The 25,042-nt window shown below is 68.7% G+C and carries 26 protein-coding genes; 19 read left to right on the top strand and 7 right to left on the bottom strand.

The features are described from left to right. The 3 genes from SREC43747_RS0114905 to whiG all read left to right on the top strand — a co-directional run. A partial coding sequence (locus SREC43747_RS0114905) for a DNA-processing protein DprA (protein WP_037332144.1) occupies positions 1–654 on the top strand: 654 nt, incomplete at its 5' end. A 98-nt stretch (positions 655–752) separates the two neighbouring features. Further along, complete coding sequence (locus SREC43747_RS0114900; RefSeq protein ID WP_029722097.1) at positions 753–1,694, top strand: tyrosine recombinase XerC; 942 nt, start codon at positions 753–755, stop codon at positions 1,692–1,694. Further along, a complete protein-coding gene (whiG, locus tag SREC43747_RS0114895) occupies positions 1,669–2,652 on the top strand; it encodes an RNA polymerase sigma factor WhiG (RefSeq protein ID WP_029722096.1) in 984 nt (327 codons plus the stop codon). The genes SREC43747_RS0114900 and whiG overlap by 26 nt, the downstream gene beginning before the upstream one ends. Before the next feature lies 1 nt (position 2,653). Here whiG and SREC43747_RS0114890 read toward each other — a convergent pair whose 3' ends face one another. After that, complete coding sequence (locus SREC43747_RS0114890; RefSeq protein ID WP_029722095.1) at positions 2,654–3,178, bottom strand: M23 family metallopeptidase; 525 nt, start codon at positions 3,176–3,178, stop codon at positions 2,654–2,656. A gap of 384 nt (positions 3,179–3,562) precedes the next feature. Here SREC43747_RS0114890 and rpsB point away from each other — a divergent pair, with 384 nt between their 5' ends. The 6 genes from rpsB to SREC43747_RS0114860 all read left to right on the top strand — a co-directional run bounded on the left by rpsB (position 3,563) and on the right by SREC43747_RS0114860 (position 8,706). Further along, on the top strand, positions 3,563–4,396 hold the full coding sequence (rpsB, locus tag SREC43747_RS0114885) for a 30S ribosomal protein S2 (RefSeq protein ID WP_029722094.1): 834 nt from the start codon (positions 3,563–3,565) through the stop codon (positions 4,394–4,396). Positions 4,397–4,581: 185 nt separating this feature from the next. Further along, a complete protein-coding gene (gene tsf / locus SREC43747_RS0114880) occupies positions 4,582–5,397 on the top strand; it encodes a translation elongation factor Ts (protein WP_029722093.1) in 816 nt (271 codons plus the stop codon). Positions 5,398–5,692: 295 nt separating this feature from the next. Continuing rightward, on the top strand, positions 5,693–6,442 hold the full coding sequence (gene pyrH, locus SREC43747_RS0114875) for a UMP kinase (protein ID WP_029722092.1): 750 nt from the start codon (positions 5,693–5,695) through the stop codon (positions 6,440–6,442). A gap of 99 nt (positions 6,443–6,541) precedes the next feature. Further along, positions 6,542–7,099 (top strand): ribosome recycling factor, encoded by a 558-nt coding sequence (gene frr / locus SREC43747_RS0114870; RefSeq protein ID WP_029722091.1) that lies wholly within the window; start codon positions 6,542–6,544, stop codon positions 7,097–7,099. A 36-nt stretch (positions 7,100–7,135) separates the two neighbouring features. Beyond that, positions 7,136–7,981, top strand: coding sequence for a phosphatidate cytidylyltransferase (locus tag SREC43747_RS0114865; protein WP_029722090.1), 846 nt, complete (start codon positions 7,136–7,138; stop codon positions 7,979–7,981). Then, on the top strand, positions 7,981–8,706 hold the full coding sequence (locus tag SREC43747_RS0114860; RefSeq protein ID WP_029722089.1) for a class I SAM-dependent methyltransferase: 726 nt from the start codon (positions 7,981–7,983) through the stop codon (positions 8,704–8,706). The genes SREC43747_RS0114865 and SREC43747_RS0114860 overlap by 1 nt, the downstream gene beginning before the upstream one ends. Before the next feature lie 10 nt (positions 8,707–8,716). Here SREC43747_RS0114860 and SREC43747_RS0114855 read toward each other — a convergent pair whose 3' ends face one another. Then, a complete protein-coding gene (locus tag SREC43747_RS0114855) occupies positions 8,717–9,454 on the bottom strand; it encodes a VOC family protein (RefSeq protein WP_029722088.1) in 738 nt (245 codons plus the stop codon). A 202-nt stretch (positions 9,455–9,656) separates the two neighbouring features. On the opposite strand from SREC43747_RS0114855, the gene SREC43747_RS0114850 reads away from it, so the two are divergent. Next, complete coding sequence (locus SREC43747_RS0114850; protein WP_236623208.1) at positions 9,657–10,208, top strand: hypothetical protein; 552 nt, start codon at positions 9,657–9,659, stop codon at positions 10,206–10,208. Here the strand turns inward: SREC43747_RS0114850 and SREC43747_RS0114845 are convergent. The 4 genes from SREC43747_RS0114845 to SREC43747_RS0114830 are packed head-to-tail and all read right to left on the bottom strand — an operon-like array spanning position 10,188 to position 13,429. Beyond that, positions 10,188–10,874: a metal-dependent transcriptional regulator gene (locus SREC43747_RS0114845; RefSeq protein ID WP_029722086.1), complete on the bottom strand. Its 687-nt coding sequence runs from the start codon at positions 10,872–10,874 to the stop codon at positions 10,188–10,190. The two genes, SREC43747_RS0114850 and SREC43747_RS0114845, sit on opposite strands and share 21 nt — an antisense overlap. Positions 10,875–10,878: 4 nt before the next feature. Next, positions 10,879–11,775, bottom strand: a complete 897-nt coding sequence (locus SREC43747_RS0114840) for a metal ABC transporter permease (RefSeq protein ID WP_029722084.1) — start codon at positions 11,773–11,775, stop codon at positions 10,879–10,881. Further along, entirely contained in the window at positions 11,772–12,503 is a 732-nt protein-coding gene (locus SREC43747_RS0114835) for a metal ABC transporter ATP-binding protein (protein ID WP_029722082.1), read from the bottom strand. The genes SREC43747_RS0114840 and SREC43747_RS0114835 overlap by 4 nt, the downstream gene beginning before the upstream one ends. Further along, positions 12,500–13,429 carry a metal ABC transporter substrate-binding protein gene (locus tag SREC43747_RS0114830; protein WP_051388053.1) on the bottom strand — a complete coding sequence of 310 codons (930 nt, stop codon included), beginning with the start codon at positions 13,427–13,429 and terminating at the stop codon, positions 12,500–12,502. Before SREC43747_RS0114830 ends, SREC43747_RS0114835 begins: the two co-directional genes overlap by 4 nt. 70 nt (positions 13,430–13,499) lie before the next feature. Between SREC43747_RS0114830 and rlmN the strand changes: the two genes are divergently transcribed. From rlmN to SREC43747_RS0114815, 3 genes are all read left to right on the top strand, one after another. Continuing rightward, a complete protein-coding gene (gene rlmN, locus SREC43747_RS0114825) occupies positions 13,500–14,612 on the top strand; it encodes a dual-specificity RNA methyltransferase RlmN (protein WP_037332141.1) in 1,113 nt (370 codons plus the stop codon). Between the two features lie 138 nt (positions 14,613–14,750). Continuing rightward, a complete protein-coding gene (locus tag SREC43747_RS0114820; protein ID WP_051388056.1) occupies positions 14,751–15,131 on the top strand; it encodes a hypothetical protein in 381 nt (126 codons plus the stop codon). A 70-nt stretch (positions 15,132–15,201) separates the two neighbouring features. Beyond that, entirely contained in the window at positions 15,202–16,635 is a 1,434-nt protein-coding gene (locus SREC43747_RS0114815; RefSeq protein WP_029722078.1) for an aldehyde dehydrogenase family protein, read from the top strand. Positions 16,636–16,703: 68 nt separating this feature from the next. Here the strand turns inward: SREC43747_RS0114815 and SREC43747_RS0114810 are convergent, their stop codons facing one another. Then, entirely contained in the window at positions 16,704–16,988 is a 285-nt protein-coding gene (locus tag SREC43747_RS0114810) for a DUF2631 domain-containing protein (RefSeq protein ID WP_029722077.1), read from the bottom strand. Positions 16,989–17,232: 244 nt separating this feature from the next. Here SREC43747_RS0114810 and dxr point away from each other — a divergent pair, with 244 nt between their 5' ends. From dxr to map, 6 genes are all read left to right on the top strand, one after another. Beyond that, positions 17,233–18,474 (top strand): 1-deoxy-D-xylulose-5-phosphate reductoisomerase, encoded by a 1,242-nt coding sequence (dxr, locus tag SREC43747_RS0114805; RefSeq protein WP_051388055.1) that lies wholly within the window; start codon positions 17,233–17,235, stop codon positions 18,472–18,474. Then, positions 18,475–19,758, top strand: a complete 1,284-nt coding sequence (locus SREC43747_RS0114800; protein ID WP_029722075.1) for a M50 family metallopeptidase — start codon at positions 18,475–18,477, stop codon at positions 19,756–19,758. It abuts the gene before it with no gap. A 194-nt stretch (positions 19,759–19,952) separates the two neighbouring features. Continuing rightward, on the top strand, positions 19,953–21,101 hold the full coding sequence (ispG, locus tag SREC43747_RS0114795; protein ID WP_029722073.1) for a flavodoxin-dependent (E)-4-hydroxy-3-methylbut-2-enyl-diphosphate synthase: 1,149 nt from the start codon (positions 19,953–19,955) through the stop codon (positions 21,099–21,101). A 92-nt stretch (positions 21,102–21,193) separates the two neighbouring features. After that, complete coding sequence (locus SREC43747_RS0114790; protein ID WP_029722071.1) at positions 21,194–22,030, top strand: GNAT family N-acetyltransferase; 837 nt, start codon at positions 21,194–21,196, stop codon at positions 22,028–22,030. A gap of 118 nt (positions 22,031–22,148) precedes the next feature. Continuing rightward, positions 22,149–23,933, top strand: coding sequence for a penicillin-binding transpeptidase domain-containing protein (locus tag SREC43747_RS0114785; protein WP_051388052.1), 1,785 nt, complete (start codon positions 22,149–22,151; stop codon positions 23,931–23,933). 211 nt (positions 23,934–24,144) lie between these two features. After that, on the top strand, positions 24,145–24,966 hold the full coding sequence (gene map, locus SREC43747_RS0114780; protein WP_051388051.1) for a type I methionyl aminopeptidase: 822 nt from the start codon (positions 24,145–24,147) through the stop codon (positions 24,964–24,966). Positions 24,967–25,042: the final 76 nt, after the last annotated feature.

Genomic DNA, 25,042 nt, shown 5'->3' with positions numbered 1-25,042 from the left:
GGCATCGACGGGGCCGCGCACCGCGGCGCGTTGGCTGCTGGAGCCACCACCTGCGCTTTCCTCGCCTGTGGTCTGGACATCGACTACCCGGCCGGGCACGCCAGGCTGCTCGAAGCCATTGCCGGGCAGGGGGTGGTGCTCAGCGAATACCCCCCGGGCACTCCGCCGCGCAAGCACCGGTTCTTGGTGCGCAACCGGCTGATCGCCGCGATCGGCGCGGCAACGGTCGTGGTCGAGGCGGGACCGCGCAGTGGCGCGGCGAACACCGCCAACACGGCGGATGCCCTGGGACGTCCGGTCATGGCGGTTCCCGGGCAGATCACCGCGAAGAATTCGGTCGGCTGCCACGCCCTGGTCCGCTCCGGAAAGGCGGTGCTGGTCACCAGCACCGAGGACGTGCTGGAGATCTTGCGTCCGCTGGGGAGCCAACCGCTCAACCGAGTTCCGGCGCAGGTGCGCCCCACGGACGCGCTGCACCCCCACGCCAAGAGGATCCACGACTCCCTGTCCGCGGGGCCGGCGGCCACTCCCGACGAGATCGCTGCGGACTGCGGGCTGCCCGCGGGCAGGGTGCGAGCGCTGCTCCGCGAACTCGAATCAGCAGGTCTGGCGGTGCGTTCGGCGAGCGGTTGGGCCGCGATCACCGAGTTCTGAGGACACCTGTGATCGCACATCGGCGTGGCGATGCTTGACCATCGCTGGTGCAGCGACGAGCGTCGAATACGACTCGGACTCGATCAAGGGAGTCACACATGGCGGATCTGCAGACTGCGCGGGCGAAGTTGCCGGCCGGGTTCGGTCGTGTGGCTGACGAGTTCGAACGTCATCTGGCTGTCGAGCGAGGACTGTCGGTGCACACGGTGCGCGGATACCTCGGCGACGTGGTGTCGCTGCTGACCCATCTCGCGGACAGCGGTGTTGCGGACGTGGCCGAACTGGACGTTTCGCTGCTGCGGCGCTGGTTGGCGGCCCAACACGAGCAGCACGCGAGCCGGTCGACGCTGTCCCGCCGAGTGGCTGCGGTCCGCAACTTCACCTCCTGGGCGCACGAGCGCGGCCATCTGCCCAACGACCCGGGGCCGCGGTTGGCCTCCCCGGTGAAGCAGCGGAAGTTGCCGGCCGTGCTGCGGCGGGAGCAGGCCGCGGAGGTGCTGCGACGCTTGGCGCGCAACGCCGAGACGGGAGATCCCGTGGCGCTGCGCGACCACGCCTTGGTGGAGCTGCTGTACGCGACCGGGGTTCGGGTGGCTGAGCTGTGCGGGGTGGAGCTCGAGGACGTCGACTTCGAGCGCAGGGTCCTGCGAGTGCTCGGCAAAGGGGACAAGGAACGCGTCGTTCCCTTCGGAGTCCCGGCCGAGCAGGCCGTGCGGCGTTGGCTCGCCGACGGTCGTCCGGCGCTGCGCAACGACGCTTCGGAGAGAGCGTTGTTCCTGGGTATCCGGGGAAAGCGGATAAATCCGCGGGCGGTTCGGCAAGTCGTGCACGAGGCGGTGGCGGCGGTTTCCGGGGCTCCGGATCTCGGCCCGCACGGCTTGCGCCACTCGGCCGCCACTCATCTTCTCGAAGGAGGAGCTGACCTGCGTAGCGTTCAGGAGTTGCTTGGTCACGCTACGCTCGCATCGACACAGCTTTATACGCACGTCACTGTCGAACGGCTTAAGGCGATCCATGACCGAACCCACCCCCGTTCCTGACCGCGCCGGGGGCGGCGCCGATACGGTGGCCGCGAGACCGACCTCGACCCGGGGAGCTGGCCGTGCGCCGAACGGCTCGGCCAACGGTCATCGTGCTGGTGAAAACGGTGATCAGCCCGGTGTTCCCGAGGAGGCCGGCGACGGTGACTTCGACGTGGTGCCGGATCCTGCGCTGCAATCCGATGGGCAGCGCAGTCCGGAGGAAGTCGAGGCGGGCATCGTGGCTCTGTGGAAAGCGTTCGGTGAACGCCGGGACCAGGAGCTGCGTGACCGCTTGGTGCTGCACTACGCACCGCTGGTGAAGTACGTGGCCGGTCGGGTCGGCACCGGCCTGCCGTCGCACGTCGAGGTCTCGGACCTGATCCAGTCGGGCATCTTCGGGCTGGTCGACGCGATCGAGAAGTTCGAGCCGGAACGCGGGTTGAAGTTCGAGACCTATGCGATGCAGCGGATCCGGGGCGCCATCCTGGACGATCTGCGAGCTCAGGACTGGGTTCCGCGGTCGGTGCGCAGTCGGGCGCGGGAAGTGGAACGGGCGCAAGAACGACTGGAGGCCCGGCTCCAGCGCACCGCGACCGATGCCGAATTGGCCGAAGAGCTCGGCATCACCGTGGAGGAGCTGCGGGACCTGTACGCGCAGCTGCGCATGACGAGCGTGGTGGCGCTGGACGACTTCATCGGCAGCGGTCCGGCTGCTTCGTCGCTGGCCGAGACGCTGCCGGACGACCACGCCGAGGACCCGGTCGCCACCCTGGTGGCCAGGGACCGGCGGCGGTTGCTGGCCGAGGCGGTGGAGCGCCTCAGCGAGCGGGACCGCATCGTGGTGACGCTGTACTACTTCGAGAACCTCACCTTGGCGGAGATCGGCAAGGTGCTGGGGGTCACCGAGTCCCGGGTGTGCCAGTTACACACGCGTGCGGTGCTCCGACTGCGCGCCAAGCTGAGCGAGCAGCTCTAGCTCACCAGGGCAGCAGCCTGACCTGACCGGAGCCGACGAGCCGGAGCGGGTCGAGGTACTGCCGGCCGCGGCGGACGCCCCAGTGCAGGCAGGTCTGCCCGGGCGGGGCGGCGCACTCCGGGTGTCCTGCCTCCAGGTGGCCGATGAGCTGGCCCCGGGAAACCGGGCTGCCGGTCCGCACCACCGGGCGAACGGGTTCGTAGCTGGTGCGCAGCCCGTCGGGGTGCTCGATCGCGATGACGTGGCGGTTGGCCAACCAGCCGGCGAACACCACTCGTCCACCCGCGGCCGCGTGGACCGGCTGCCCGGGTGCGCCGGCCAAGTCCACTCCCCGGTGGCCGGGGCCGTACGGGTGCGTTGGCGGGACGAATTGGCGCACCACTTCCGGTGGGGTCAGGGGCCAGCTGAGCCGGGTGGCCGCCGGTGCTGGCCGGCGGTCGGCGAGGTGGGGTCCGACCGCGGGTGGGGTGGTCAGTGCCGCGGTCGCCAGCGCGCCGCACAACAGCACGGAGATCAACAGTCGCATGCCCCGAAGATGTCCGGGTGCGGCGTTGCCGAGCAGGTTTTGCTCGCGGGAATGTGGACAACCCGGACGGGTGTGGAGAGCTGGCGGTCCACGGTCAAGTGGACGCAGCTGGTCCAGTACACTGTTGCCGCGGTTTCGTGTCCGCACGGACCGACTTCGCGTGCCCGCGCGCGACTTCAGCACTGGTGGCGCTCAACTCTGATCGGGTTCTCCTGATTGGTACCACCAGCAGGGCGTGAGCAGGTTGCCGACCTCCCGCGGTCCCGGGCTCCGGTCCGGGTGGGAGTGTCGAGCGGGCACCAGGGCGGCGGGTCACCCGGCTCGTCGCGACAACCAAATCCCGCGCGCTCCGGCGCGCCCGACCGAAGAGGTGCGAAACAGGCCATGGCCGTCGTCACCATGAAGCAGCTGCTCGACAGCGGCGTGCACTTCGGGCACCAGACTCGTCGCTGGAACCCGAAGATGAAGCGCTACATCTTCACCGAGCGCAACGGCATCTACATCATCGACCTGCGGCAGACCCTGTCGTACATCGACACCGCCTACGACTTCGTCAAGCAGACCGTCGCCCACGGCGGGACGATCCTGTTCGTCGGCACCAAGAAGCAGGCTCAGGAAGCCATCGCCGAGCAGGCCCAGCGGGTCGGTATGCCGTACGTCAACCAGCGCTGGCTGGGCGGCATGCTCACCAACTTCCAGACCGTGCACAAGCGGCTCCAGCGCCTCAAGGAGCTGGAGAGCATGGAGCAGACCGGCGGCTTCGAGGGTCGCACCAAGAAGGAAATCTTGATGCTGACCCGCGAGAAGGAGAAGCTGGAGAAGACGCTCGGCGGTATCCGCGACATGAACAAGGTGCCCAGCGCCGTGTGGATCGTGGACACCAAGAAGGAGCACATCGCCGTCAGCGAGGCTCGCAAGCTGGGCATCCCGGTGGTCGCCATCCTGGACACCAACTGCGACCCGGACGAGGTCGACTACCCGATCCCGGGCAACGACGACGCCATCCGCTCGGCTTCGCTGCTGACCCGCGTGGTCGCCGACGGTGTCGCGGAAGGTCTGATGGCCCGCAGCGGCCGCGCCAACGGTGCTGCTGAGGGCGAGGAGAAGCCGGCCAGCGGCGAGCCGCTGCCCGAGTGGGAGAAGGAACTGCTGACCGGGCAGACCGCTGAGGCCGCCGCGGGGCAGCAGGCCGGCGAGTCCGCTCAGTCCCAGTCCTGAGGTCGGATCACCGGTCCGCGCCGGCCACCGGTGCGGAACCGGGCATTCCGGCTGATTGCTTGCCACACTGGCGGTGCGGCACCCCGGCGGTTCTCGCCGGCCGGTGCCGCACCGCACCGGGCGAAGCCCGCATCGAGCCTGCAACATCTTCCAAGCTGCGTACGAACGAGGACGGATAACGCACAATGGCGAACATCAGCGCGGCCGACGTCAAGCGTCTCCGCGAGGTGACCGGCGCCGGCATGTTGGACTGCAAGAAGGCGCTCGAGGAGAACGACGGCAACTTCGACAAGGCTGTTGAGGCCCTTCGGATCAAGGGCGCCAAGGACGTCGGCAAGCGGGCCGAGCGGTCCACTGCCGAGGGCCTGATCGCCGCCGAGGGCGGGGTCATGATCGAGCTCAACAGCGAGACCGACTTCGTCGCCAAGAACGACGAGTTCATCGCCCTGGCCGACAAGATCGTCAAGGCGGTCAAGGAGGCCGGCGCTGCCGACCTGGAGTCCGCCAAGGCCGCGGCCCTGGACGGCAAGACCGTTGACGAGGCCATCCAGGAGCTGTCCGCCAAGATCGGGGAGAAGCTGGTGCTGCGCCGCGTCGTCAAGTTCGACGGCGAGGTGGCCACCTACCTGCACCGTCGTTCGGCCGACCTGCCGCCGGCCGTGGGCGTTCTCGTTCAGTACACCGGTTCTTCCGCTGAGGCCGCCCGAGGCGCCGCCATGCAGGTCGCGGCGATGAAGCCGAAGTACCTGCGCCGGGAAGACGTCCCGGAGGACATCGTCGCCAACGAGCGCCGGATCGCCGAGGAGACTGCCAAGGCCGAGGGCAAGCCGGAGAAGGCCCTGCCGAAGATCGTCGAGGGCCGGCTCAACGGCTTCTTCAAGGAGAACGTGCTGCTGGAGCAGCCTTCGGTGCAGGACAACAAGAAGACCGTCAAGGCTCTGCTGGACGAGGCCGGCGTCACCGTCACCGGCTTTGCCCGGTTCGAGGTCGGCCAGGAATGATCGGTCGGCTCCGCGGCGTGGCACACGTTGGGGAGCCGGTGTAGGAATGCGGCCGGCCGGCAGCGCAGCCCAGCTGGCCGGTTGACATCCTGGCTGGCGAGATAACAACTCTGGCGCCCCGCCTTCACGCAAGGCGGGGCGTTTTTTGAGAAGAGCTGTCGGGCTCGCATCGTCCTGGCGTCGGCGTGAGTCGGCAGGGGCGGCATCGTTGTCGGACCGCCTGTGACCACCGATGGTGTGGTCTGGTCAGCGTGACCGAGAAATAAGTGCTACCGAACCTCGCAGGAGGAATCCAGTGACCGACGACGGCCGATCGCAGCGTGGCTATGGTCGTGTGCTGCTCAAACTGGGCGGCGAAATGTTCGGCGGCGGCAGTGTGGGAATCGACCCGGACGTGGTCGGCACGGTTGCCCGGCAGATCGCCGAGGTCGTCGCCGACGGGGTTGAGGTGGCCATCGTGATCGGCGGCGGCAACTTCTTCCGGGGCGCTGAACTGCAGCAGCGCGGCATGGAGCGGGCCCGGGGCGACTACATGGCGATGCTGGGCACCGTCATGAACTGCCTGGCGTTGCAGGACTTCCTGGAGCGCGAGCACGGGATCGACACCCGAGTGATGACGGCGATCACGATGGGGCAGGTCGCCGAACCGTACATTCCGCGTCGGGCGATGCGGCACATGGAGAAGGGGCGCGTGGTGATCTTCGGTGCCGGCACCGGGATGCCGTACTTCTCCACCGACACCACCGCGGCGCAACGGGCTTTGGAGATCGGCTGCGAAGTGGTGCTGATGGCCAAAGCCGTGGACGGGGTGTACTCGGACGACCCGCGGACGAACCCGGATGCGAAGCTGTTCAAGACGATCACCCACCGCGAGGTGTTGGAGCGGGGGCTGAAGGTGGCCGATGCCACCGCGTTCAGCCTGTGCATGGACAACAACATGCCCATCCTGGTGTTCAACCTCCTCCAGGAGGGCAACATTGCGCGCGCGGTCAGTGGTGAGAAGATCGGAACGTTGGTAAGCACCCCGGCCCTACCGAGTGACTGAGCGTGCTGATCGCTGCTCGAAGCATGGGCCTTCGGTGCTTTACGCAGCGCAGCAAGCGACACTTGCAATGTCCACCGGTCGGCAACTTAAGGAGCAGCCGTGATCGATGAAGCACTTCTCGCAGGTGAGGAGAAGATGCAAAAGGCGGTGGAGGTGGCCCGGGAGGAGCTCGCCGGCGTCCGCACCGGGCGCGCGAATCCCGCGATGTTCTCCGGAATCACCGTCGACTACTACGGTTCGCCAACTCCGTTGAACCAGTTGGCCAGCATCAACGTGCCGGAAGCGCGGATGGTGATCATCAAGCCGTACGACGCCAGCCAGCTGAAGGCGATGGAGACCGCGATCCGCGACTCCGACCTCGGGGTCAACCCGACCAACGACGGCCAGATCATCCGAGTGGTGGTTCCTCAGATGACCGAGGAGCGCCGCAAGGAGATGGCCAAGCTCGCCAAGCAGAAGGGTGAAGAAGGCAAGATCACCGTGCGCAACATCCGGCGCAAGGTGAAGGAGGAGATCGACCGGTTCGTCAAGGACGGCGAGGTCGGCGAGGACGAAGGTGCGCGTGCTGAGAAGGAGCTCGACAGCCTCACGCACCGCTACGTCGGTCAGATCGATGAACTGGTCAAGAACAAGGAAGCTGAACTTCTCGAGGTCTGAGTGGTGACGGCCGGCCAACGCGAGGGCGAATCCGGTATGCCCGCGGACAGTCCGGAGACCCCTCCGTCTTCTTCGCGTGCCGGACGCGACCTTCCCGCAGCCATCGGCGTCGGGCTGGTGCTGGGTGCAGCGGTGGTCCTGTCCCTGCTGATGGTTCGGTATCTGTTCATCGGGATCGTGGCCGCCGCAGTAGCGGTGGCCACCGTCGAGTTGGCCGGAGCCCTGCGGCGTGGTGCTGGCATTCGGGTTTCCCTCTTCCCGGTGCTGGCAGGTGGTCAGGCGATGGTTTGGCTCTCCTGGCCGTTCGGGCTGCGGGGGGTGCTGCTGGCGTTCGTGGTCACCGTCCTGGGCTGCATGGTGTGGCGGTTCCGGGACGGCGTGGACGGATACCTGCGGGACGTCACAGCGTCCGTGTTCACCTCCGCGTACATCCCGCTGTTCGCTGCTTTCGCAGCGATGCTGGTGTTGCCGGAGGACGGCGCTTTCCGCGCCTTGTGCTTCATGATCGGCGTGGTGGTGTCGGACACCGCTGGCTACGCCTGCGGTGTGCTGTTTGGCAAGCACCCGATGGCACCGCGGATCAGTCCGAAGAAGTCCTGGGAGGGCTTCGCCGGATCGCTGGTGTTCGGCATGCTCGCCGGGGTGCTTTCGGTGCTCCTGCTGCTCGGTGGCCAGTGGTGGCACGGTTTGCTGTTCGGTGCTGCGCTGGCCTGCAGCGCGACGGTCGGCGATCTGATGGAATCGCTGATCAAGCGCGACCTGGGCATCAAGGACATGGGCAACATGCTGCCCGGCCACGGTGGGCTGATGGACCGGATGGATTCCTTGCTCCCGTCGGCCGCGGTGGCCTGGATGATGCTGTTCTTGCTGGTTCCTGCCTGATGCTGCGGTTGCGGAAACCGTCCCGGCCGGATGTGACGCCGAGCCCGAACATCTGGTACTGGCCGGACGTCTACGAAGTGGAGAACCGGGCGCAGGACTGCTCCGGAGCGGTGTGGCGCGTGCTGCGCGAGCAGTGCGACTGGTCCGGCCGGGACGTGGTGGACATCGGTTGTGGAACCGGGTTCCACTTGCCGCTGTTCGCCGCCACCGCCCGGAGCGTGGTCGGTGTCGAGCCGCACCCCGAGCTCGCCGAGCGGGCCCGGAAGCGGCTCGACGGCACTCCGGGAGTCGACGTGCGCGTGGCCAGTGCCCAGCGCCTGCCGCTGCCGGACGCGAGCGTTGACCTGGTGCACGCGCGCACCGCTTACTTCTTCGGCCCGGGCTGCGAGCCGGGGTTGGCGGAGGCGGAGCGGGTGCTGCGCCCCGGTGGTGCGATCGCCATCGTCGACTTGGACACCGCTCGCTCTCCGTACGGGGATTGGATGCGGGCGGACGCGCCGCACATCGATCCCGTCGAGATCGAATCGTTCTTCGACCGCCAGGGGTTCCGCAGTCTCCCGGTGGACACCCTGTGGCGGTTCCACCGCCGGGAGGACTTGGAGGCGGTGTTCGGCATCGAGTTCACCGAGCGGACCGCGCGCCGGGCGGCCCGGGAGACCCCGGGATTGACCGTTCCGGTCGGTTATCGGGTCCGGATCCGGCGGAAGACGCTGGTGGGCCGGTGAGGTTCGCGCGTCAACCCACTGCTCGGTGGTCGATGACGGCGAACGCGGCGCCCGAGTTGTCCGCCAGCAGTGCTGTTCGCCCGTGCGGGGTGTCGGCGGGTTCTTGGACCACCCGGCCGCCCAGTTCCCGGGCTTTCGCCGCCGCGGTGTCGGTGTCTTGTTCCGGGTTGACCTGGAAGTAGAGCTGCCAGTGCGGTGGCTGCGGGTCTTCCGGTGACGTGGTGACGCGCCCCAGGAGGGGTTGGTCCTGGACGAACCAGGTGGAGGAGCTGTTGTCGCTCTCCCTTTCCTGGCGGTAGCCGAGCAGGTCGGCGTAGAACTGGTCGACTCCGCTGTCGGGGGTGTGGAGTTCGGCCCAGCGGAGCATGCCCGCGTCGCCGTGGCCGAAGGTGTTCCGCGGAGGGCTTTCCCACAAACCCGTCACGGTCCCCGCCGGGTCGCGGATGATCAGGAATTTCTCGTCGTTGGGGGTGGTCACCGGGCCGGTGAGCACGGTGCCGCCCAGCTGCTGGACGCGTTCGACGGCTCGATCCGCCCCGCCGCACTCCAGGTACACGTTCCAGGACGTCGGCACGCCCGGTGGGCGCGGCAGCACCCCGGCGACCGGTTTGGCGTCCTTGAACGCGATGCTGTACTCGGTGACTTCTCGCCACCGCCAGCCGAACAGCCGGGTGTAGAAGTCCCGTGCGCTGCCGGCGTCGTCGGCGGCCAGGTCCGCCCAGGCCGGCGCGCCCACCGGAACGGTCATCGCCTCTCCTTCGCGCGGCCGCTGCTGTGCTCCCAGTGTCGGGTGGAAGGGGGTGTTCCGCACGGCCCAGGAGGAGCTGGAACGCACGTGGGACCGCCTCGCCGGTGATCGGAGGGCGTTGTTCACCGATCGGCGTTATCCGGCAGTGCCTTTTCCGCAACGGGAACGCCCCCGAATGACGCCTTGATCCACAGCGGTCGGCGTGATCGACTGTCTGGCAGTCACTGCGGATGCGCATGACTGGATGGGTTGCAGGACTGAGACGGTTGACGGGAGCGAAGACATGGCCGACCGCGCGGCAGCGCCGGTTACCGCGGGTTTGAGCCAGCTAGCTCGAATGGACCGGTTCGAGCGGAACCGCGTTATGCGCCAGCTCTGCAGGCAGCACCCGGCTTTCCGGGAGCAGTTGCAGCGGGTGGTGTGGGCCCGGGGCATTGCCTTGGCTTCCGGGCTGGTGCTGGCGTTGGCGGTGGTTTTCCTGTGCGAGCAGGCCCCGCTTTGGCTCGTGGGGGGTCTGGTGTTGGCCGGTCTGGTCGGCTTCGGCTACGTCGCCGTGACGCTCACCGACAACCGGTTCGATCTGCTGCTGGCGGTTCTCGGTGCGCACAGCAGCGATGAGCTGCGCGGGGCGCTGGATCCCGAGCAGGTCCACCACGAGCAGCAGGAGGGTGGCGCGGCGCGGCGGTCGCGGGCCTTCCGGTTCTCCTCGGTGGTTCGCCGGCTGCGCGATGGGCTAGTGCTGCACACTGATTGACAGCGCGGTCGCGATCTCGTCCCCCAGGAAGTGGGTGGTGCTGTTCGGGGGTTCTCCGACGCGCACCACCAGTGGTCCGCCGAACGGCTTGCGCTCCAAGATCTCGATCCGGGCGCCGAGGATCATGCCGTTCTCGGTGAGGTAGCGCAGCAGTTCCGAGTCGGTGTCCCAGACCCGGGCGATGGTTCCCACGGTTCCGGGCTCGGAGTGGTCGAGCAGTTGGGTCGCCGGGCTCTCCAGCTTGCCGTCCGCGCTGGGGATCGGATCGCCGTGCGGGTCCTGGGTGGGGTAGCCGAGTTTGGCGGCGATGTGCTCGATGAGTTCGTCGGAGACCGCGTGCTCCAGCGTGTCCGCTTCTTGGTGCACCTCGTCCCAGGTGTAGTTGAGCTCTTCGACGAGGAAGAGCTCGATGAGCCGGTGGCGGCGGAGCACGTCGTAGGCCAGCCGCCGGCCTTCAGCGGTCAGCGTCACGCTACGGTAGCGCACGTGGGTGACCAGACCCAGCTGCGCCAGCTTGTTGATCATTCCGGAGACCGAAGAAGGGCTCAGGCCCAAGCGCTGCGTCAAAGTGGTGTTGGTGACGGGCACGCCGCGCTCGCTGAGCCCGTAGATCGCCCTCAGGTAGTCCTCGACTGACGGTGATGGGCGCCCGGCCATACTCGTCATACTTTCACGATACGGGTGTCGAATTGTTCACGGGCGAGCTATTATCCGCCCGCCGGTAGCGGCGCACGAGCTTCGGCACCAGTCCTTCGCGCGGTGCGGCCAGGTAAGCGGCCGCGAACACCGCGGTCTGGCAGATCACGATCATCCCACCCGTCGACGTGTCCAGGTGGAAGCTCAGGTAGGTGCCGGTCACCGCGCTGAGCACCGAGGTGCTGGCGGCGGTGGCGAGCATCGTCGGGAACCGCCGGGCGAGCAGGAACGCGGTGGCGCCGGGTGTGATCAGCATGGCGGTGACCAGGATCACCCCCACTGCTTGGAGTGCGACCACGACGGTCAACGCCAGCATGCCCAGCAGCAGCGCGTTGAGCCGCCTGGTGTTCAGCCCGATCGCGTGCGCGTGCGTGGGGTCGAACGCGAACAGGGTCAGATCGCGGTGCTTGAGCAGGGCCGCGGTCAGCACCAGGGCCGCGATGAGCAGCACCTGGAAGATGTCCCGGTCGCTGACGCCGAGGACGTTGCCGAACAGGATGTGGTTCAGGTCCACCTGGCTGGGGATCCGGGACACCAGCACCAGGCCCACGGCGAACAGGCCGGTGAAGACCACGCCGATCGCGGCGTCCCCTTTGAGCCGGGTGGTGTTGCGCACCCCGGAGATCAGCGCGACCGCCAGGGCGCCGAAGACGAACGCGCCGAGGGAGAACGGCAGGGCGAGCAGGTAGGCCAGCACGATCCCCGGCAGCACCGCGTGCGACACCGCGTCCCCGAGCAGGGACCAGCCGATGAGGGTGATCCAGCAGGACAAGATGGCGCAGACCACCCCGGCCACCAGGCTCACCAGCAGGGCTCGGCGCATGAACCCGAACTGCAGGGGTTCGACGAGCCACACCAGCAGGTCACTCATCCGGTCTCCACTTCGTCGTTGATGCCGAACGTCCGGGCGAGGGTTTCCGGGACGACGACCTCTTCCACCGGGCCAGCCGCGATGACCCGTTGCTGCAGGAGGATGGCCTCATCGCACAGTTCGGGGACGCTGGCCAGGTCGTGGGTGGAGATCAGGATCGTGCGGCCCTCCGCGCGCAGCTGCTGCAGCTGCGCGGTGATGACCGCTTCGGACCTGCGGTCCACGCCGGCGAACGGTTCGTCCAGGAACATCAACCGGGCCTGCTGGGCGATGGCCCGGGCGATGAAGGCGCGTTTGCGCTGCCCCCCGGACAGCGCCCCGATCGGTCTGGTGGCCAGTTCGGTGAGTCCCACCCGTTCCAGCGCGTCGGCCACCGCGCGGCGGTCCGCGGCGCGCAGGCGCCGGGTGATGCCCAGGTGGCCGTACCTGCCCATGGACACGACGTCGGCGACCGTCACGGGGAAGGACCAGTCGACGGCTTCGGTCTGCGGCACGTAGGCGACCAGGCCTTCCCGGCGCGCGGTGCGCTGGTCCCGGCCCAGCAGCTGGACCGTGCCGCGATCGGGTTTGAGCAGTCCGAGGAGGGTCTTGAACAGGGTGGACTTGCCGGAGCCGTTCATGCCCAGCAGGGCGCATATGCGGGCTTCGTCGACGGTCGCGGAGACGTCGTCCAGGGCCAGGGTGTCCCCGTAGTGCACGGTGATGTTGCGGGCCGTTATCGCGCTCAACGCTGTTCTCCTCGCAGACCGTCGACGATGCTGTCGATGTCGTGGCGCAGCAGGTCCAGGTAGGTGGGGACGGGGCCGTCGGGGGTGGACAGGGAGTCCACGTACAGCTTGCGGCCGAGTTCGGCCCCGGTTTCCGCGGCGACTTGGCGTTGCGCTTCGTCGTTGACGGTGGATTCGCAGAAGACGGTGGGCACGCCGTTGTTCCGGACGAACTCGGTGGTGGCCTTGATCTGCTGGGGAGTGCCTTCTGCGTGGCTGTTGACCGGCCACAGGTACGCCTCCTGCAGGCCGGCGTCGCGGGCCAGGTAGGAGAAGGCGCCTTCGCAGGTCACCAGTGCGCGGTGGTTCGGCGGCAAGGTGGCCACGGCGTCCCGCAGGCGCTGGTCCAGTTCGTCGAGCTGCCGCAGGTAGGCGTCGGCGTTGGCGCGGAAGTCGGCGGCGTGCTCGGGGTCCAGTCGGATGAACGCGTCCCGGATGTTGCGCACGTAGACCTGGGCGGCCTTCGGGGACATCCAGGCGTGCGGGTTGGCCGCGCCGCGGTGTTCCCCGCTGCGGATCGGGATGGGCTGGATCCCATCGGTTATCGTCACGTGCGCTGCTTCGCTGCGCTCGACGAACTTGGCGAACCAGCGCTCCAGGCCGAGGCCGTTGTCGAGCACCAGGTCGGCTTTGGCCGCTTTGAGCATGTCGCTCGGGGTGGGCTCGTAGTCGTGCACTTCGGCGCCCGGTTTGGTGATCGAGGAGACTTCGATGTGCGGTTCGCCGATGTGGCGGGCCATGTCGGCGATCACGGTGAACGTGGTGACCACCTGCTTCTTGCCGGTGTCGGGGTCGCTGGCCCCGGTCCCGCAGGCGGTGCTGAGCAGCATCGCGGCCAGCGCGAGGACGCTCAGTTTTCGCAACAGGGGAATTCGCGATTTCGCCACACCGAAACCCTAACCGGTGCACCGGGGGGCACCAAGTGAGCCTTCTGCACGTGGGAGACTGGAACACGCTATGACTTCGACTTCTCTTCCGCTTGTGTTCGAGGCACCCCGGAGGGGGATGCCGCCGCGGCACCTCGCCGACCTGTCGGCAGAGGAGCTGCGAGCAGCCGTGACCGAGCTGGGGGAGAAGCCGTTCCGGGCGCGCCAGCTCGCCCACCACTACTTCGCCCGGTTGAACACCGACGCCGAGGCCATGACCGATCTGCCCGCGAGCAGTCGGGACAAGCTCGTCGGGCAGCTGATGCCGCCGCTGCTCACCCCGGTGCGCTACACCGACACCGACGGCGGGACCACGCGCAAGACGCTGTGGCGGGCGCACGACGGCACGCTGCTGGAGAGCGTGCTGATGCGGTACCCCGACCGCGCCACCGTGTGCATCTCCAGCCAAGCCGGGTGCGGGATGGCCTGCCCGTTCTGCGCCACCGGCCAAGGCGGTTTGAAGCGCAACCTGTCGACCGCCGAGATCGTCGAGCAGGTGCGCGCGGCGGCCGCCGCGATGCGCGACGGGGACATGCCCGGCGGGCCGGGGCGGTTGTCCAACGTGGTGTTCATGGGGATGGGCGAGCCGCTGGCGAACTACAAGCGGGTGCTCAACGCCGTGCACCGGATCTGCGATCCGCAGCCGAACGGGTTCGGGCTCTCGCAGCGGTCGGTGACCGTTTCCACGGTGGGCGTGGTCCCGGCCATCCGGCGGATGACCGCGGAGGGGCTGCAGGTGACGCTCGCGGTGTCGCTGCACACCCCGGACGACGAGCTGCGGGACACCTTGGTGCCGGTGAACAACCGCTGGAAGGTGGCCGAGGTGCTGGAGGCGGCCCGGGGTTACGCGGACCAGACCGGGCGCCGGGTTTCGATCGAGTACGCGCTGATCCGCGACGTCAACGACCAGCCGTGGCGCGCTGATCTGCTGGGCAAGCTGCTGCACGAGCACCTGGGGCAGTTCGCGCACGTGAACCTGATCCCGCTCAACCCCACTCCCGGCAGCAAGTGGGACGCCAGCCCCAAGCCGGTGCAGCGCGAGTTCGTCCGGCGGGTCCGGGCGGCGGGAGTGCCGTGCACCGTCCGGGACACCCGGGGGCAGGAGATCGCCGCCGCTTGTGGCCAGCTGGCCGCTGAGGGCTGACTCACCTGGCGCTGTCCGCGCCCCGGTTCCGGGTGGATCATGGATCCGGGGGGTTGGCTGCCGAAGGGGTGAGGAGCTGTGCACCAGACCTCGGCCGCGGCCGCGGCCGCTGTCGCCGTCGTCTTCAGCTGGTTGGGCATGGTGCTGGCGATTTCCTTCCTGGAAGCGCCGTTGAAGTTCCGCGCGCCCGGGGTCACCACCCGGATCGGGTTGGGGATCGGTCGGCTGGTGTTCCGCGCGCTCAACGCCGTCGAGGTGGTGCTCGCGGTCGCCGTCGCCCTGCTGATCGCGTTCGCCGCTGCCCCGATGCCGGTGCTCGTGCTGACCGCGGGAGCGGTGCTGGTGCTGGCCGGGCAGCTGGTGGGGGTGCGCCCCAGCTTGAACCGGCGCACGGCGCAGGTGCTGGCCGGCGCGGAAGGGCCGCGTTCCCGAGCGCACGCGTGGTACGTGGCGCTGGAAGTGATCAAGGTGGCGCTGTTGGTGGCGCTGGGCGTGCTGCTGATCGCGCAGCTGCTGTGACCCACCGACGGGAACGGAATCGTTTCGATTCTTGTTGACGTCCTCGGAGGACGTCGCGAAGAGGGAGAGCATGACCGCAGCAATCGGAAATTGGGTCGCCGGTGAGCAGGTCACCAGCGACCAGGCGTTCGAAGTGCACCACCCCTACGACGGGAAGGTCGTGGGCACCGCCTGCTTCGCCACCGATGCCGAGGTGGAGCGCGCAGTGTCCGCGGCGCACGCGTGCCAGCGGGAGTTCGCCGCGCTGCCCGCGCACGTGCGGGCCGGGGCGCTCGACCACGTCGTCCGCCGGTTGCAGGAGCGCGCCGAGGAAGTGGCCCAGCTCATCACGGCGGAGAACGGCAAGCCGATCACCTGGGCCCGGGCCGAGGTGAACCGGAGCATCTCCACGTTCCGGTGGGGCGCCGAGGAAGCCAGGCGGTGGTCCGGGCAGCTGCAGCGGCTGGACACCGACCAGGGCGGCACCGGTCGAATGGCGTTGATCCGGCGCAAACCGAAGGGGCCGGTGCTGGGCATCACCCCGTTCAACTTCCCGCTGAACCTGGTCGCGCACAAGGTGGCCCCGGCGCTGGCGGTCGGAGCCCCGATCGTGCTCAAACCGGCGCCCAAGACCCCGCTGTCCGCGCTGCTGCTCGGCGAGATCCTCGCCGAAACCGAGCTGCCCGCGGGCAGCTGGTCGGTGTTGGTGACGACGAACGAGAAGGCGCCCGAACTGGTCGCCGACCCCAGGCTGCCGGTCGTGTCGTTCACCGGTTCCGGGCCGGTGGGCTGGCAGATCCGGGACTCGGTGCCGCGCAAGCACGTCACCCTGGAGCTCGGCGGGAACGCGGCGGTCTACGTCAACTCGGACTGGCCGGACCTGGACCACGCGGCCGAGCGCATCGCCACCTTCGCGATGTACCAGGCCGGGCAGTCCTGCATCTCGGTGCAGCGGGTCTACGCCCACCGGGACGTCCACGACGAGCTGGCCGAACGGGTCACCAAGGCCGTCGCCGCCCAGACCACCGGCGATCCGCGGGAGGAGAGCACCAAGGTCGGCCCGTTGATCGACGAGGCGGCCGCGGAGCGGGTGGAGCAGTGGATCGAGGAAGCCGTCGCCGCCGGTGCCTCGGTGCTGACCGGGGGCACCCGGGAGGGCACCACCATCGCCCCCACGGTGCTGGCCGGGGTGCCCGAAGAGGCGAAGGTGTGCTCCGAGGAGGTCTTCGGGCCGGTGCTGACGATCGCCCCGGTCGACTCGGTCGACGAAGCGTTCCGCCGGATCAACGACTCCCGCTACGGCCTGCAGGCCGGGGTCTTCACCCGGGACCTGCAGCTGGCGTTCCGCGCCTCGGCGGAGCTGGAGGTCGGCGGCGTGGTGATCGGCGACGTGCCGAGCTTCCGGGCCGACCAGATGCCCTACGGCGGGGTCAAGGAGTCCGGCGTGGGCAAGGAAGGCGTGCGGGCCGCGATGACCGACATCACCGACGAGGTCGTCACCGTGCTGACGGGCATCCAGGTGTGACCGGACAGCAGAAGTGCCGCCCGATCCGGATCGGGCGGCACTTCTCGCATCAGGCCTGTTTCGTCAGTTCAGCGACGCCACGGAGTCCGACGCCGGCGCAGGTCGATGAGCAGGCCGATCGCCAGCACGACGGCGACGAGGATCAGGTAGATGTCCTCGACCTTGAACTGGTCGCCACCGCTGAGGATGCCCTGGTGGTTGCCGATCAGCATGACGAGGCATGCGAAGACGGAGAACCAGCCGGCGATCTGGGTGCCCTTCGGGAAACCACCGTGCCAACCCCACTCGACCGACGGTTCCTCGGCCGGGTCAATGGCCTGGCTGGGCTTCTTCTCCAGCTCAGTGCTCGCCACTTTCCCCTCCTGTGCCACACCGGCCACTGCCGGACCCTGCTGGTTGCACCCGACCGCGAGGATCGGTTGTCCTCCATCCTTGCACACGCCCGCTGCGGTCGGGTTCCCGCCTGCCCGGCGCACCGGCCGTCGCGCAAGGTAGCGGCGCGGGTGCTGTCCGGTCAGCTGGTCGTCACGCCGCGGATTCCGTGATTTACCTACCGTCCAGCCCCGGCCCGGAGCCGTTTCAGGGAGAATGTGCCCGATGCACGCCGTGACTCCGAACTCCGACGCAGTGGATACCGCACCGCAGCAGCGCACTGTCGTGGTGCTCGGCTCCACCGGTTCCATCGGAACCCAAGCCCTCGATGTGATCCGCAACAACCCGCAGCGCTTCCGGGTGGCCGGGATCGCCGCTAGCGGGAGCGATCCGCAAACCCTGGCCAAGCAAGCCATCGAGTTCGGGGTCGACACGGTGGCGGTCGCCAACGCCGCCGCGCTGACCGACGTGCAGCAGGCGCTGCGCGCGGCCGCCGAGGGGGTGCCGCACGGCACCATCCGGTTGCCGAAGCTGCTCGCCGGGCCGGAAGCGGTGCTCGAGCTGATCCACAGCACCCCGGCGGACGTGGTGCTCAACGCGGTGGACGGTTCCCGCGGGCTGACCGCCACGCTGGCGGTGCTGGCCACCGGCGCGAAACTGGCCCTGGCCAACAAGGAGTCCCTGGTCGCGGGTGGTCCGCTGGTGCTCAAGCAGGCGGCGCCGGACCAGATCGTGCCGGTGGATTCGGAGCACTCGGCGCTGGCCCAGTGCCTGCGGGGCGGCCGGTCCAGCGAAGTCGAACGGCTGGTGCTGACCGCTTCCGGTGGCCCGTTCCGGGGCCGGAAGAAGGAAGACCTGGCCGGGGTGACGGTGGAGCAGGCGCTGGCGCACCCCACGTGGTCGATGGGCAACGTGGTGACGATCAACTCGGCCACCCTGGTGAACAAGGGGCTGGAGCTGATCGAGGCGCACCTGCTGTTCGGGGTGCCCTACGACCGCATCGACGTGGTGGTGCACCCGCAGTCCATCGTGCACTCGATGGTCACCTTCGCGGACGGCTCGACCTTGGCCCAGGCCAGTCCGCCCGACATGCGGATCCCGATCGCGCTCGGGTTGAACTGGCCGGAGCGGGTGCCGGAGGCCGCCCCGGCGCTGTCCTTCCAGCAGGCCCAGGCGTGGCAGTTCGAGCCGCTGGACAGCGACACCTTCCCAGCGGTGGACCTGGCGCGGGAGGCCGGCAGTCGGGGAGGATGCCTGCCGGCGGTCTACAACGCGGCCAACGAGGAGGCCCTCGCGGCTTTCGTGCAGGGGAAGCTGGGGTTCCCGGGGATCGTGCAGACTGTCAGCGAGGTGCTCGCCGAAGCCGATCGGTGGCAGGCCGAACCGGCGGACGTGGAGGAGGTCTTCGCGGCCGAGGAGTGGGCGCGCTCGCGAGCACGCGAAATCGCCGCTGGGAGGGCGAACTAGATGCTTGTCGTCGTCGGCATCGTCGTCTTTTTCGTCGGGCTGCTGTTCTCCATCGCCTGGCACGAGCTCGGCCACCTGGCCGCCGCCAAGCTCTTCGGCATCAAGGTCACCCAGTACATGGTCGGTTTCGGCCGCACCATCTGGTCCCGCAAGATCGGTGACACCGAGTACGGCGTGAAGCTCATCCCGTTCGGCGGCTACATCCGGATGATCGGCATGTTCCCGCCGAAGAAGGACGAGGAGTACGGGCGCACCGCCTCGTCCGCGCCGTGGCGGATGATGATCGAGGACGCCCGCGAGGCGGCCGCCGAGGAAGTCACGCCCGAGGACCAGCACCGGCAGTTCTACCAGCGCAAACCGTGGAAGCGGATCATCGTGATGGTGGCCGGCCCGGTGATGAACCTGATCCTGGCGGTCGGCATCTTCGCGGCGATCCTGATGGGGCACGGCATCCAGCAGGGGACCACGACCGTCTCCTCGGTCAGCGAGTGCGTGCTGCCCGCCACCGCGGACACCACGCAGTGCCCGCCCGGGGCTCCGCCCTCGCCGGCGGCGGCCGCGGGCTTCCGCCCGGGGGACCGGATCGTGGAGTTCAACGGTCGCCCCTACGAGTCGTGGGAGGACCTGCAGCTGGCCATCCGGGAGTCCTCCGGCACGGTTTCGGTCGTGGTGGAGCGGGACGGGCAGCTGCTGACGCTGCACCCGACCTTGCTGCAGACCGAGCGGCCCAAGTTGAACTCGCCGAGCGAGTACGAAACGGTCGGCTTCCTGGGGTTGACCCCCACGATGCAGCTGGTCAAGCAAGACCTGGGCGGGGTCGTGGAGACGATCGGCGGCTTCGTCAGCCTCACCGCGCAGAAGGTGGTCGAGCTCCCGCAGCGGATTCCGGACCTCGTTTCCGCCATCGCCGGTGGTGAGCGCGAGCAGGACACCCCGGTGAGCATCGTCGGGGCCAGTCGGCTGGGTGGCGAGGTGCTGGCTTCGGAGGAGTTCGGCGGGTTCGACGACCGGATCATGGTCATGTTCAACCTGCTGGCCGGGGTCAACCTGTCCCTGTTCGTGCTGAACATGCTCCCGATCCTGCCGCTGGACGGCGGGCACATCGCCGGTGCGCTGTGGGAGTCGGTGCGGCGCGGTTTCGCCAAGCTGACCCGCCGGCCGGACCCGGGGCCGTTCGACACCGCGAAGCTGATGCCGCTGGCGTACGCGGTGAGCTTGCTGTTCATCGCGTACTCGCTGCTGATCGTGGTGGCGGACATCGTCAATCCGGTCACGTTCCTGTAGGGGAGCGGGGCCGTCGCGGAAGCTCCTCCCGCGCGGGTTTCCGCTGGACAGACGCCTGATTGCCGCTGAATGGCGGAATCGGAACGGGGAGATGGCGGACACCGGCTGTGTCCGGCCGGATGTGGCCGCGCCGGTATCGTGGACGCGAGCGGTATGTCCGCCGTCGCGCAGAACGCAGATCTGGAGAGGAACCGATGACCGTCGATCTCGGCATGCCCGCAGGACCGGCCCCGGTGCTTGCGGAACGGCGTAAGACCCGGCAGTTGCACGTCGGGCCGGTCGGCGTGGGCAGTGACTACCCGATCTCCGTGCAGAGCATGACCACCACCAACACGGCGGATGTCAACAGCACGCTGCAGCAGATTGCCGAGCTGACCGCCGCGGGCTGTGACATCGTCCGGGTGGCGTGCCCGAGCGCGGACGACGCGGAAGCCCTGCCGGCGATCGCGAAGAAGTCCAAGATCCCGGTCATCGCTGACATCCACTTCCAGCCGAAGTACGTGTTCAAGGCGATCGAGGCCGGCTGCGCCGGGGTGCGGGTGAACCCGGGCAACATCAAGAAGTTCGACGACAAGGTCAAGGAGATCGCCCAGGCCGCCAAGGACCACGGCACTCCGATCCGGATCGGGGTCAACGCGGGTTCGCTGGACCCGCGGTTGCTGAAGAAGTACGGCAAGGCCACCCCGGAGGCGCTGGCCGAGTCGGCGCTGTGGGAAGCGAGCCTGTTCGCCGAGCACGACTTCCACGACCTGAAGATCTCGGTCAAGCACCACGACCCGGTGGTGATGGTGCGGGCCTACGAGATCCTCGCCGAGCAGTGCGACTACCCGCTGCACCTGGGGGTGACCGAGGCGGGGCCCGCGTTCCAGGGCACGATCAAGTCCGCGGTGGCCTTCGGTGCGCTGCTGCGCCAGGGCATCGGGGACACCATCCGGGTGTCGCTGTCGGCTCCTCCGGTGGAGGAGATCAAGGTCGGTCAGCAGATCCTGGAGTCGCTGAACCTGCGTCCGCGTCGGCTGGAGATCGTGTCGTGCCCGTCCTGCGGTCGCGCCCAGGTGGACGTGTACAAGCTGGCCGACGAGGTGACCGCCGGGCTGGAGGGCCTGGAGGTGCCGCTGCGCGTCGCGGTGATGGGCTGCGTGGTCAACGGCCCGGGCGAGGCCCGGGAGGCCGACCTCGGGGTGGCCTCCGGCAACGGCAAGGGGCAGATCTTCGTGAAGGGCGAGGTCATCAAGACGGTGCCCGAGCACAAGATCGTCGAGACGTTGATCGAAGAGGCGATGCGGATCGCCGAGGAGAACGGCGACGAGGTGAAGGGCAACCCGACCGTCACCGTCAGCTGATCACTACTCCGAATGGGTGAGTGCAATCCGTTCGGGTGTGGTGCGAGCCGGGGAGTGGCGCTGTTCCCGCGGATTTCTGGCACTCTTACCGAGTGCTGAAACTTGCCGGTGCACGCCTACTGGATGACGGGGATGCGCCTCTCGTCCACGCCGTTCTCTCCGCTTCCCCGGTCGAGTCCTGCATGGTCGCTTCCCGGGTGGAGGAGGTCGGCCTGCATCCCCTCCGATTAGGCGGAGAGCTGTGGGGCTACGGCCAGAACCTGAGCGGATTGTGCTTCTCCGGGGCGAACCTGGTCCCGCTGCGCGGTGATCAGGACGCGATGCGGGCCTTCGCCGAGCGTTCGCTGCGCCGCCGGCGCATGTGCTCTTCCTTGGTGGGGCCTGCTGAGCAGGTGCTCTCCCTGTGGGAGCTGCTGGAGGACGAGTGGGGGCCGGCCCGGGAAGTGCGCGCCGACCAGCCGCTGATGGTCCTGTCGGAATCACCGGCGGTGGCGCCGGACCCGCTGGTCCGCCGGGTCCGTCCGGAAGAACTGGACGTCTACCTGCCGGCCGCGATCGCCATGTTCACCGAGGAGGTCGGCATCGACCCGTCGCGGGACGGCGGGGCGGCCAACTACCGGGCGAGGGTGTCGAACCTGATCTCTGCCGGGCGCGCGTTCGCGCGGTTCGAGAACGGTGAAGTGGTCTTCAAGGCCGAGATCGGGGCGCTTTCCCGCACCGTGGGGCAGATCCAAGGGGTGTGGGTGCACCCCGATCGGCGCAGCACCGGGCTCGGCACCGCGGGCACCGCTGCGGTGGCCGACCGGTTGATCCGGGAATTCGGGCGAATCGCCAGCCTCTACGTCAACGACTTCAACATCGCCGCCCAGATCGCCTACCGCAAGGTCGGCTTCCGGCAGATCGGTTCGTTCAGCACCGTTCTGCTGTAGGCGCCCGCGGGCTCGGCGCGTTCGACCGGCGCAGTCGCCGCTGGTGAGGGCTTTTTTCGCGACCGAGTGGCGGTCACCTGTTGTCAGCCCCCGACCGGTTCCCGGCATACTCGCCTGCATGTTCCGTCTGCGGTTGGCCGTGGTGGCCGCGGCAGCGCTGCTGCTGATCCCGTTGACCGCCTGCACCGGTCGTTCCGACACCGAGGTGGTCCGGTCGTTCCTCGACGCGCTGGCCGCCGGGAACGTCGCGGCAGCTGCCGGAGAAACCGACTCGCCGCAGCAGGCGCAGCGGTCGTTGGAGGCTTCCCACCGGCAGCTGGAGCCGGAGTCAGTCTCGACATCCCTCCTCGGCATCCGGGAGACCGGAGGTGGCGAGCAGGTCGCCGACTACGAGATCACCTGGCGGTTCGGTGACGGCCAGGACTGGCGCTACCGGAGCCGGGCCCCGTTGACCGACACCGATGACGGTCGGAAGGTGCGCTGGTCGCCGGCGGTGCTGCACCCGCAGCTGGAGCCGGGGCAGACCCTCGCCCGCAGGCAGCAGCAGCCGCTGCTGTCCCCGGTGCTCGATCGCGACGGCGTCCCGCTCATGTCGCCGGACCAGGTCGTCTCGATCACCCTCGATCCGAAGCAGGCGGGAGACGTCGCCGCGGTGGCCGGGTCGCTGGCCGATGCGCTGGGCGAGATCGAGCCCTCGATAACCCAGCAGTCCATCCTGGACGGGGTCGAGCAGAACCCGGATTCGCCGTACTCGGTGGTCAGCCTGCGCCGGGACGACTACGAGCGGGTCAAGGACCGCATCCACGACTTGCCCGGGGTGCGGTTCCCCGTCCAGGACAGGCTGTTGGCCACCGAGAGCGGCTACGCCTCCCAAGCGCTCTCCGGGGTGTCCCAGCTGGCCACCGAGCAGGCAACGGAGCGGGCGGGGTGGAAGGTCGTCGCGCTCGACCGGAGCGGTGCGGAGGTGCGCGAGCTGCACGCCACGGACTCCCAACCGGCCCCGGTCACCGAGACCACTCTCAGCGACCGGGTGCAGCGGGCCGCGGAACGGGCGGTCGACCCGGTCCCGCAGGCGGCGATGCTGGTGGCCGTGCAGCCCTCCACCGGGGAGCTGCTCGCGGTGGCGCAGAACGAGCCCGCCGACGCGCAGGGGTCGTTGGCGCTCAGCGGCCAATACCCGCCCGGGTCGACCTTCAAGACCGTCACCGCGACCGCCGTTCTGGAGTCCGGGGCAGCGGGGATCGACACCCCCGTGGAGTGCCCGCCCACCAAGACCTTCAACGGTCGGGTGATCCCCAACGACGAGGAGTTCGACCTGGGCACGGTCCCGCTGCGCACCGCGTTCGCGCACTCCTGCAACACCACGTTCGCGCAGCTCGCGGTCGACCAGGAACCCGGCTCGCTGCCGGAGGCGGCCGAAAAGCTGGGTTTGGGCGTGGACTTCGAGATGCCCGGGGCGGTGACCATCACCGGGAACGTGCCCCGGAGCGAGGACACCGTGCAGCGGGCGGAGAACGGCATCGGTCAGGGCAAGGTCGTGGCCAGTCCGTTTGGCATGGCGCTGGTGGCGGCCTCGGCCGCCAACGGGAGCATGCCGGTGCCGAAGCTCATCCGGGGGAGCGAGACGGAGGCGGACGCCGCCCCGCCGCCGTTGGCGCCGGAGGCCGCGGACCAGTTGCGCGCCATGATGCGCGAAGTGGTGACCGGGGGCACCGCGACTCGACTGCAGGGTGCGGGAGAGGTCGCGGGGAAGACCGGTACCGCGCAGTACGGGGACGGCTCGCGCGCGCACGGCTGGTTCATCGGCTACCGGGACGATCTGGCGTTCGCGGTGCTGATCACCGATGCCGGTTCGTCCGGTCCGGCGGTGGACCTGGCGGGCGACTTCCTCAACGGGCTGTGAGGCGCAGCTGTTCGGGAAATCACACGGCGGGCGCGGCCGCCGGTGGTTCCGCTGCGCGGTAGGGGGTTTCCGCCTGCATCGCGGTCGGGGCCGCTCGTGGGTGGTGCGGCGGAACGGTTCCCACCGGAAGGGTGTTCTTCGCTGCTGCGTTCGACGGTTGGAACTCACCGCCCGGTAAATCGATCCGGTGCTCGTGGTTAGAGTGGAAGGTATGCCGGTACGAGCTCCGTTGCAGCCAGGCGTTCAGACGCCGCGTCGCCAGGTCCCCGCACACATCGAACGTCCCGAGTACGTCGACAAACCGGCGCCCAAGCCGAACACCGACGGGCACGTTCAGCCTCCCGAGGTCATCGAAGCGATGCGGGTGGCCGGCAAGCTGGCTGCGCAGGCTCTGGTCGAGGCGGGCAAAGTGGTGCGTCCCGGCATCACCACGGACGACATCGACGCGGTGGTGCACGAGTTCTTCTGCGACCACGGCGTCTACCCGTCCCCGCTGGGCTACCGGGGTTTCCCGAAGTCGTGCTGCACCTCGCTGAACGAGGTCATCTGCCACGGCATCCCGGACTCGACGGTGATCCAGGAAGGCGACATCGTCAACGTCGACGTGACCGGTTACGTCAACGGGGTGCACGGTGACACCAACGCCACCTTCATGGCGGGCGAGGTCTCCGAAGAGGTCCGGCTGCTGGTGGAGCGCACCCACGAGGCGATGATGCGCGGCATCAAGGCCGCCAAGCCCGGCCGCCAGATCAACGTGATCGGGCGGGTCATCGAGTCCTACGCCAAGCGCTTCGGCTACGGCGTGGTCCGCGACTTCACCGGGCACGGCATCGGCCGGTCCTTCCACAGCGGCCTGGTGGTGCTGCACTACGACGACCCGTCGATGCAGACGATCCTGGAGCCGGGGATGACCTTCACCATCGAGCCGATGATCACCCTGGGTGGCATCGACTACGACATCTGGAGCGATGGTTGGACGGTCACCACCAAGGACAAGAGCTGGACCGCGCAACCATCGCTCCAGATGTCGTAGTCGATGCCACCCAGGGTGATCATCGGCTCGATGGTGAAGGAGAAGAACGGCAGCAGCACCGCGCCGGTGGCGTACA

The organism is Saccharopolyspora rectivirgula DSM 43747, from assembly GCF_000497205.1.
GTDB lineage: Bacteria > Actinomycetota > Actinomycetes > Mycobacteriales > Pseudonocardiaceae > Saccharopolyspora > Saccharopolyspora rectivirgula.
This window is presented reverse-complemented; position numbering and strand designations above follow the sequence as displayed.

Bases quoted from the DNA above. Each gene is read 5' to 3' on its own strand.
- SREC43747_RS0114815 (WP_029722078.1), top strand. From the start codon at position 15,202: ATGACCGCAGCAATCGGAAATTGGGTCGCCGGTGAGCAGGTCACCAGC.
- map (WP_051388051.1), top strand. From the start codon at position 24,145: ATGCCGGTACGAGCTCCGTTGCAGCCAGGCGTTCAGACGCCGCGTCGC.
- SREC43747_RS0114785 (WP_051388052.1), top strand. From the start codon at position 22,149: ATGTTCCGTCTGCGGTTGGCCGTGGTGGCCGCGGCAGCGCTGCTGCTG.
- SREC43747_RS0114900 (WP_029722097.1), top strand. From the start codon at position 753: ATGGCGGATCTGCAGACTGCGCGGGCGAAGTTGCCGGCCGGGTTCGGT.
- SREC43747_RS0114845 (WP_029722086.1), bottom strand. From the start codon at position 10,874: ATGACGAGTATGGCCGGGCGCCCATCACCGTCAGTCGAGGACTACCTG.
- rpsB (WP_029722094.1), top strand. From the start codon at position 3,563: ATGGCCGTCGTCACCATGAAGCAGCTGCTCGACAGCGGCGTGCACTTC.
- SREC43747_RS0114865 (WP_029722090.1), top strand. From the start codon at position 7,136: ATGCCCGCGGACAGTCCGGAGACCCCTCCGTCTTCTTCGCGTGCCGGA.
- SREC43747_RS0114860 (WP_029722089.1), top strand. From the start codon at position 7,981: ATGCTGCGGTTGCGGAAACCGTCCCGGCCGGATGTGACGCCGAGCCCG.
- SREC43747_RS0114855 (WP_029722088.1), bottom strand. From the start codon at position 9,454: ATGACCGTTCCGGTGGGCGCGCCGGCCTGGGCGGACCTGGCCGCCGAC.
- SREC43747_RS0114800 (WP_029722075.1), top strand. From the start codon at position 18,475: ATGCTTGTCGTCGTCGGCATCGTCGTCTTTTTCGTCGGGCTGCTGTTC.
- rlmN (WP_037332141.1), top strand. From the start codon at position 13,500: ATGACTTCGACTTCTCTTCCGCTTGTGTTCGAGGCACCCCGGAGGGGG.
- tsf (WP_029722093.1), top strand. From the start codon at position 4,582: ATGGCGAACATCAGCGCGGCCGACGTCAAGCGTCTCCGCGAGGTGACC.
- whiG (WP_029722096.1), top strand. From the start codon at position 1,669: ATGACCGAACCCACCCCCGTTCCTGACCGCGCCGGGGGCGGCGCCGAT.
- ispG (WP_029722073.1), top strand. From the start codon at position 19,953: ATGACCGTCGATCTCGGCATGCCCGCAGGACCGGCCCCGGTGCTTGCG.
- SREC43747_RS0114890 (WP_029722095.1), bottom strand. From the start codon at position 3,178: ATGCGACTGTTGATCTCCGTGCTGTTGTGCGGCGCGCTGGCGACCGCG.
- SREC43747_RS0114820 (WP_051388056.1), top strand. From the start codon at position 14,751: ATGGTGCTGGCGATTTCCTTCCTGGAAGCGCCGTTGAAGTTCCGCGCG.
- SREC43747_RS0114840 (WP_029722084.1), bottom strand. From the start codon at position 11,775: ATGAGTGACCTGCTGGTGTGGCTCGTCGAACCCCTGCAGTTCGGGTTC.
- dxr (WP_051388055.1), top strand. From the start codon at position 17,233: ATGCACGCCGTGACTCCGAACTCCGACGCAGTGGATACCGCACCGCAG.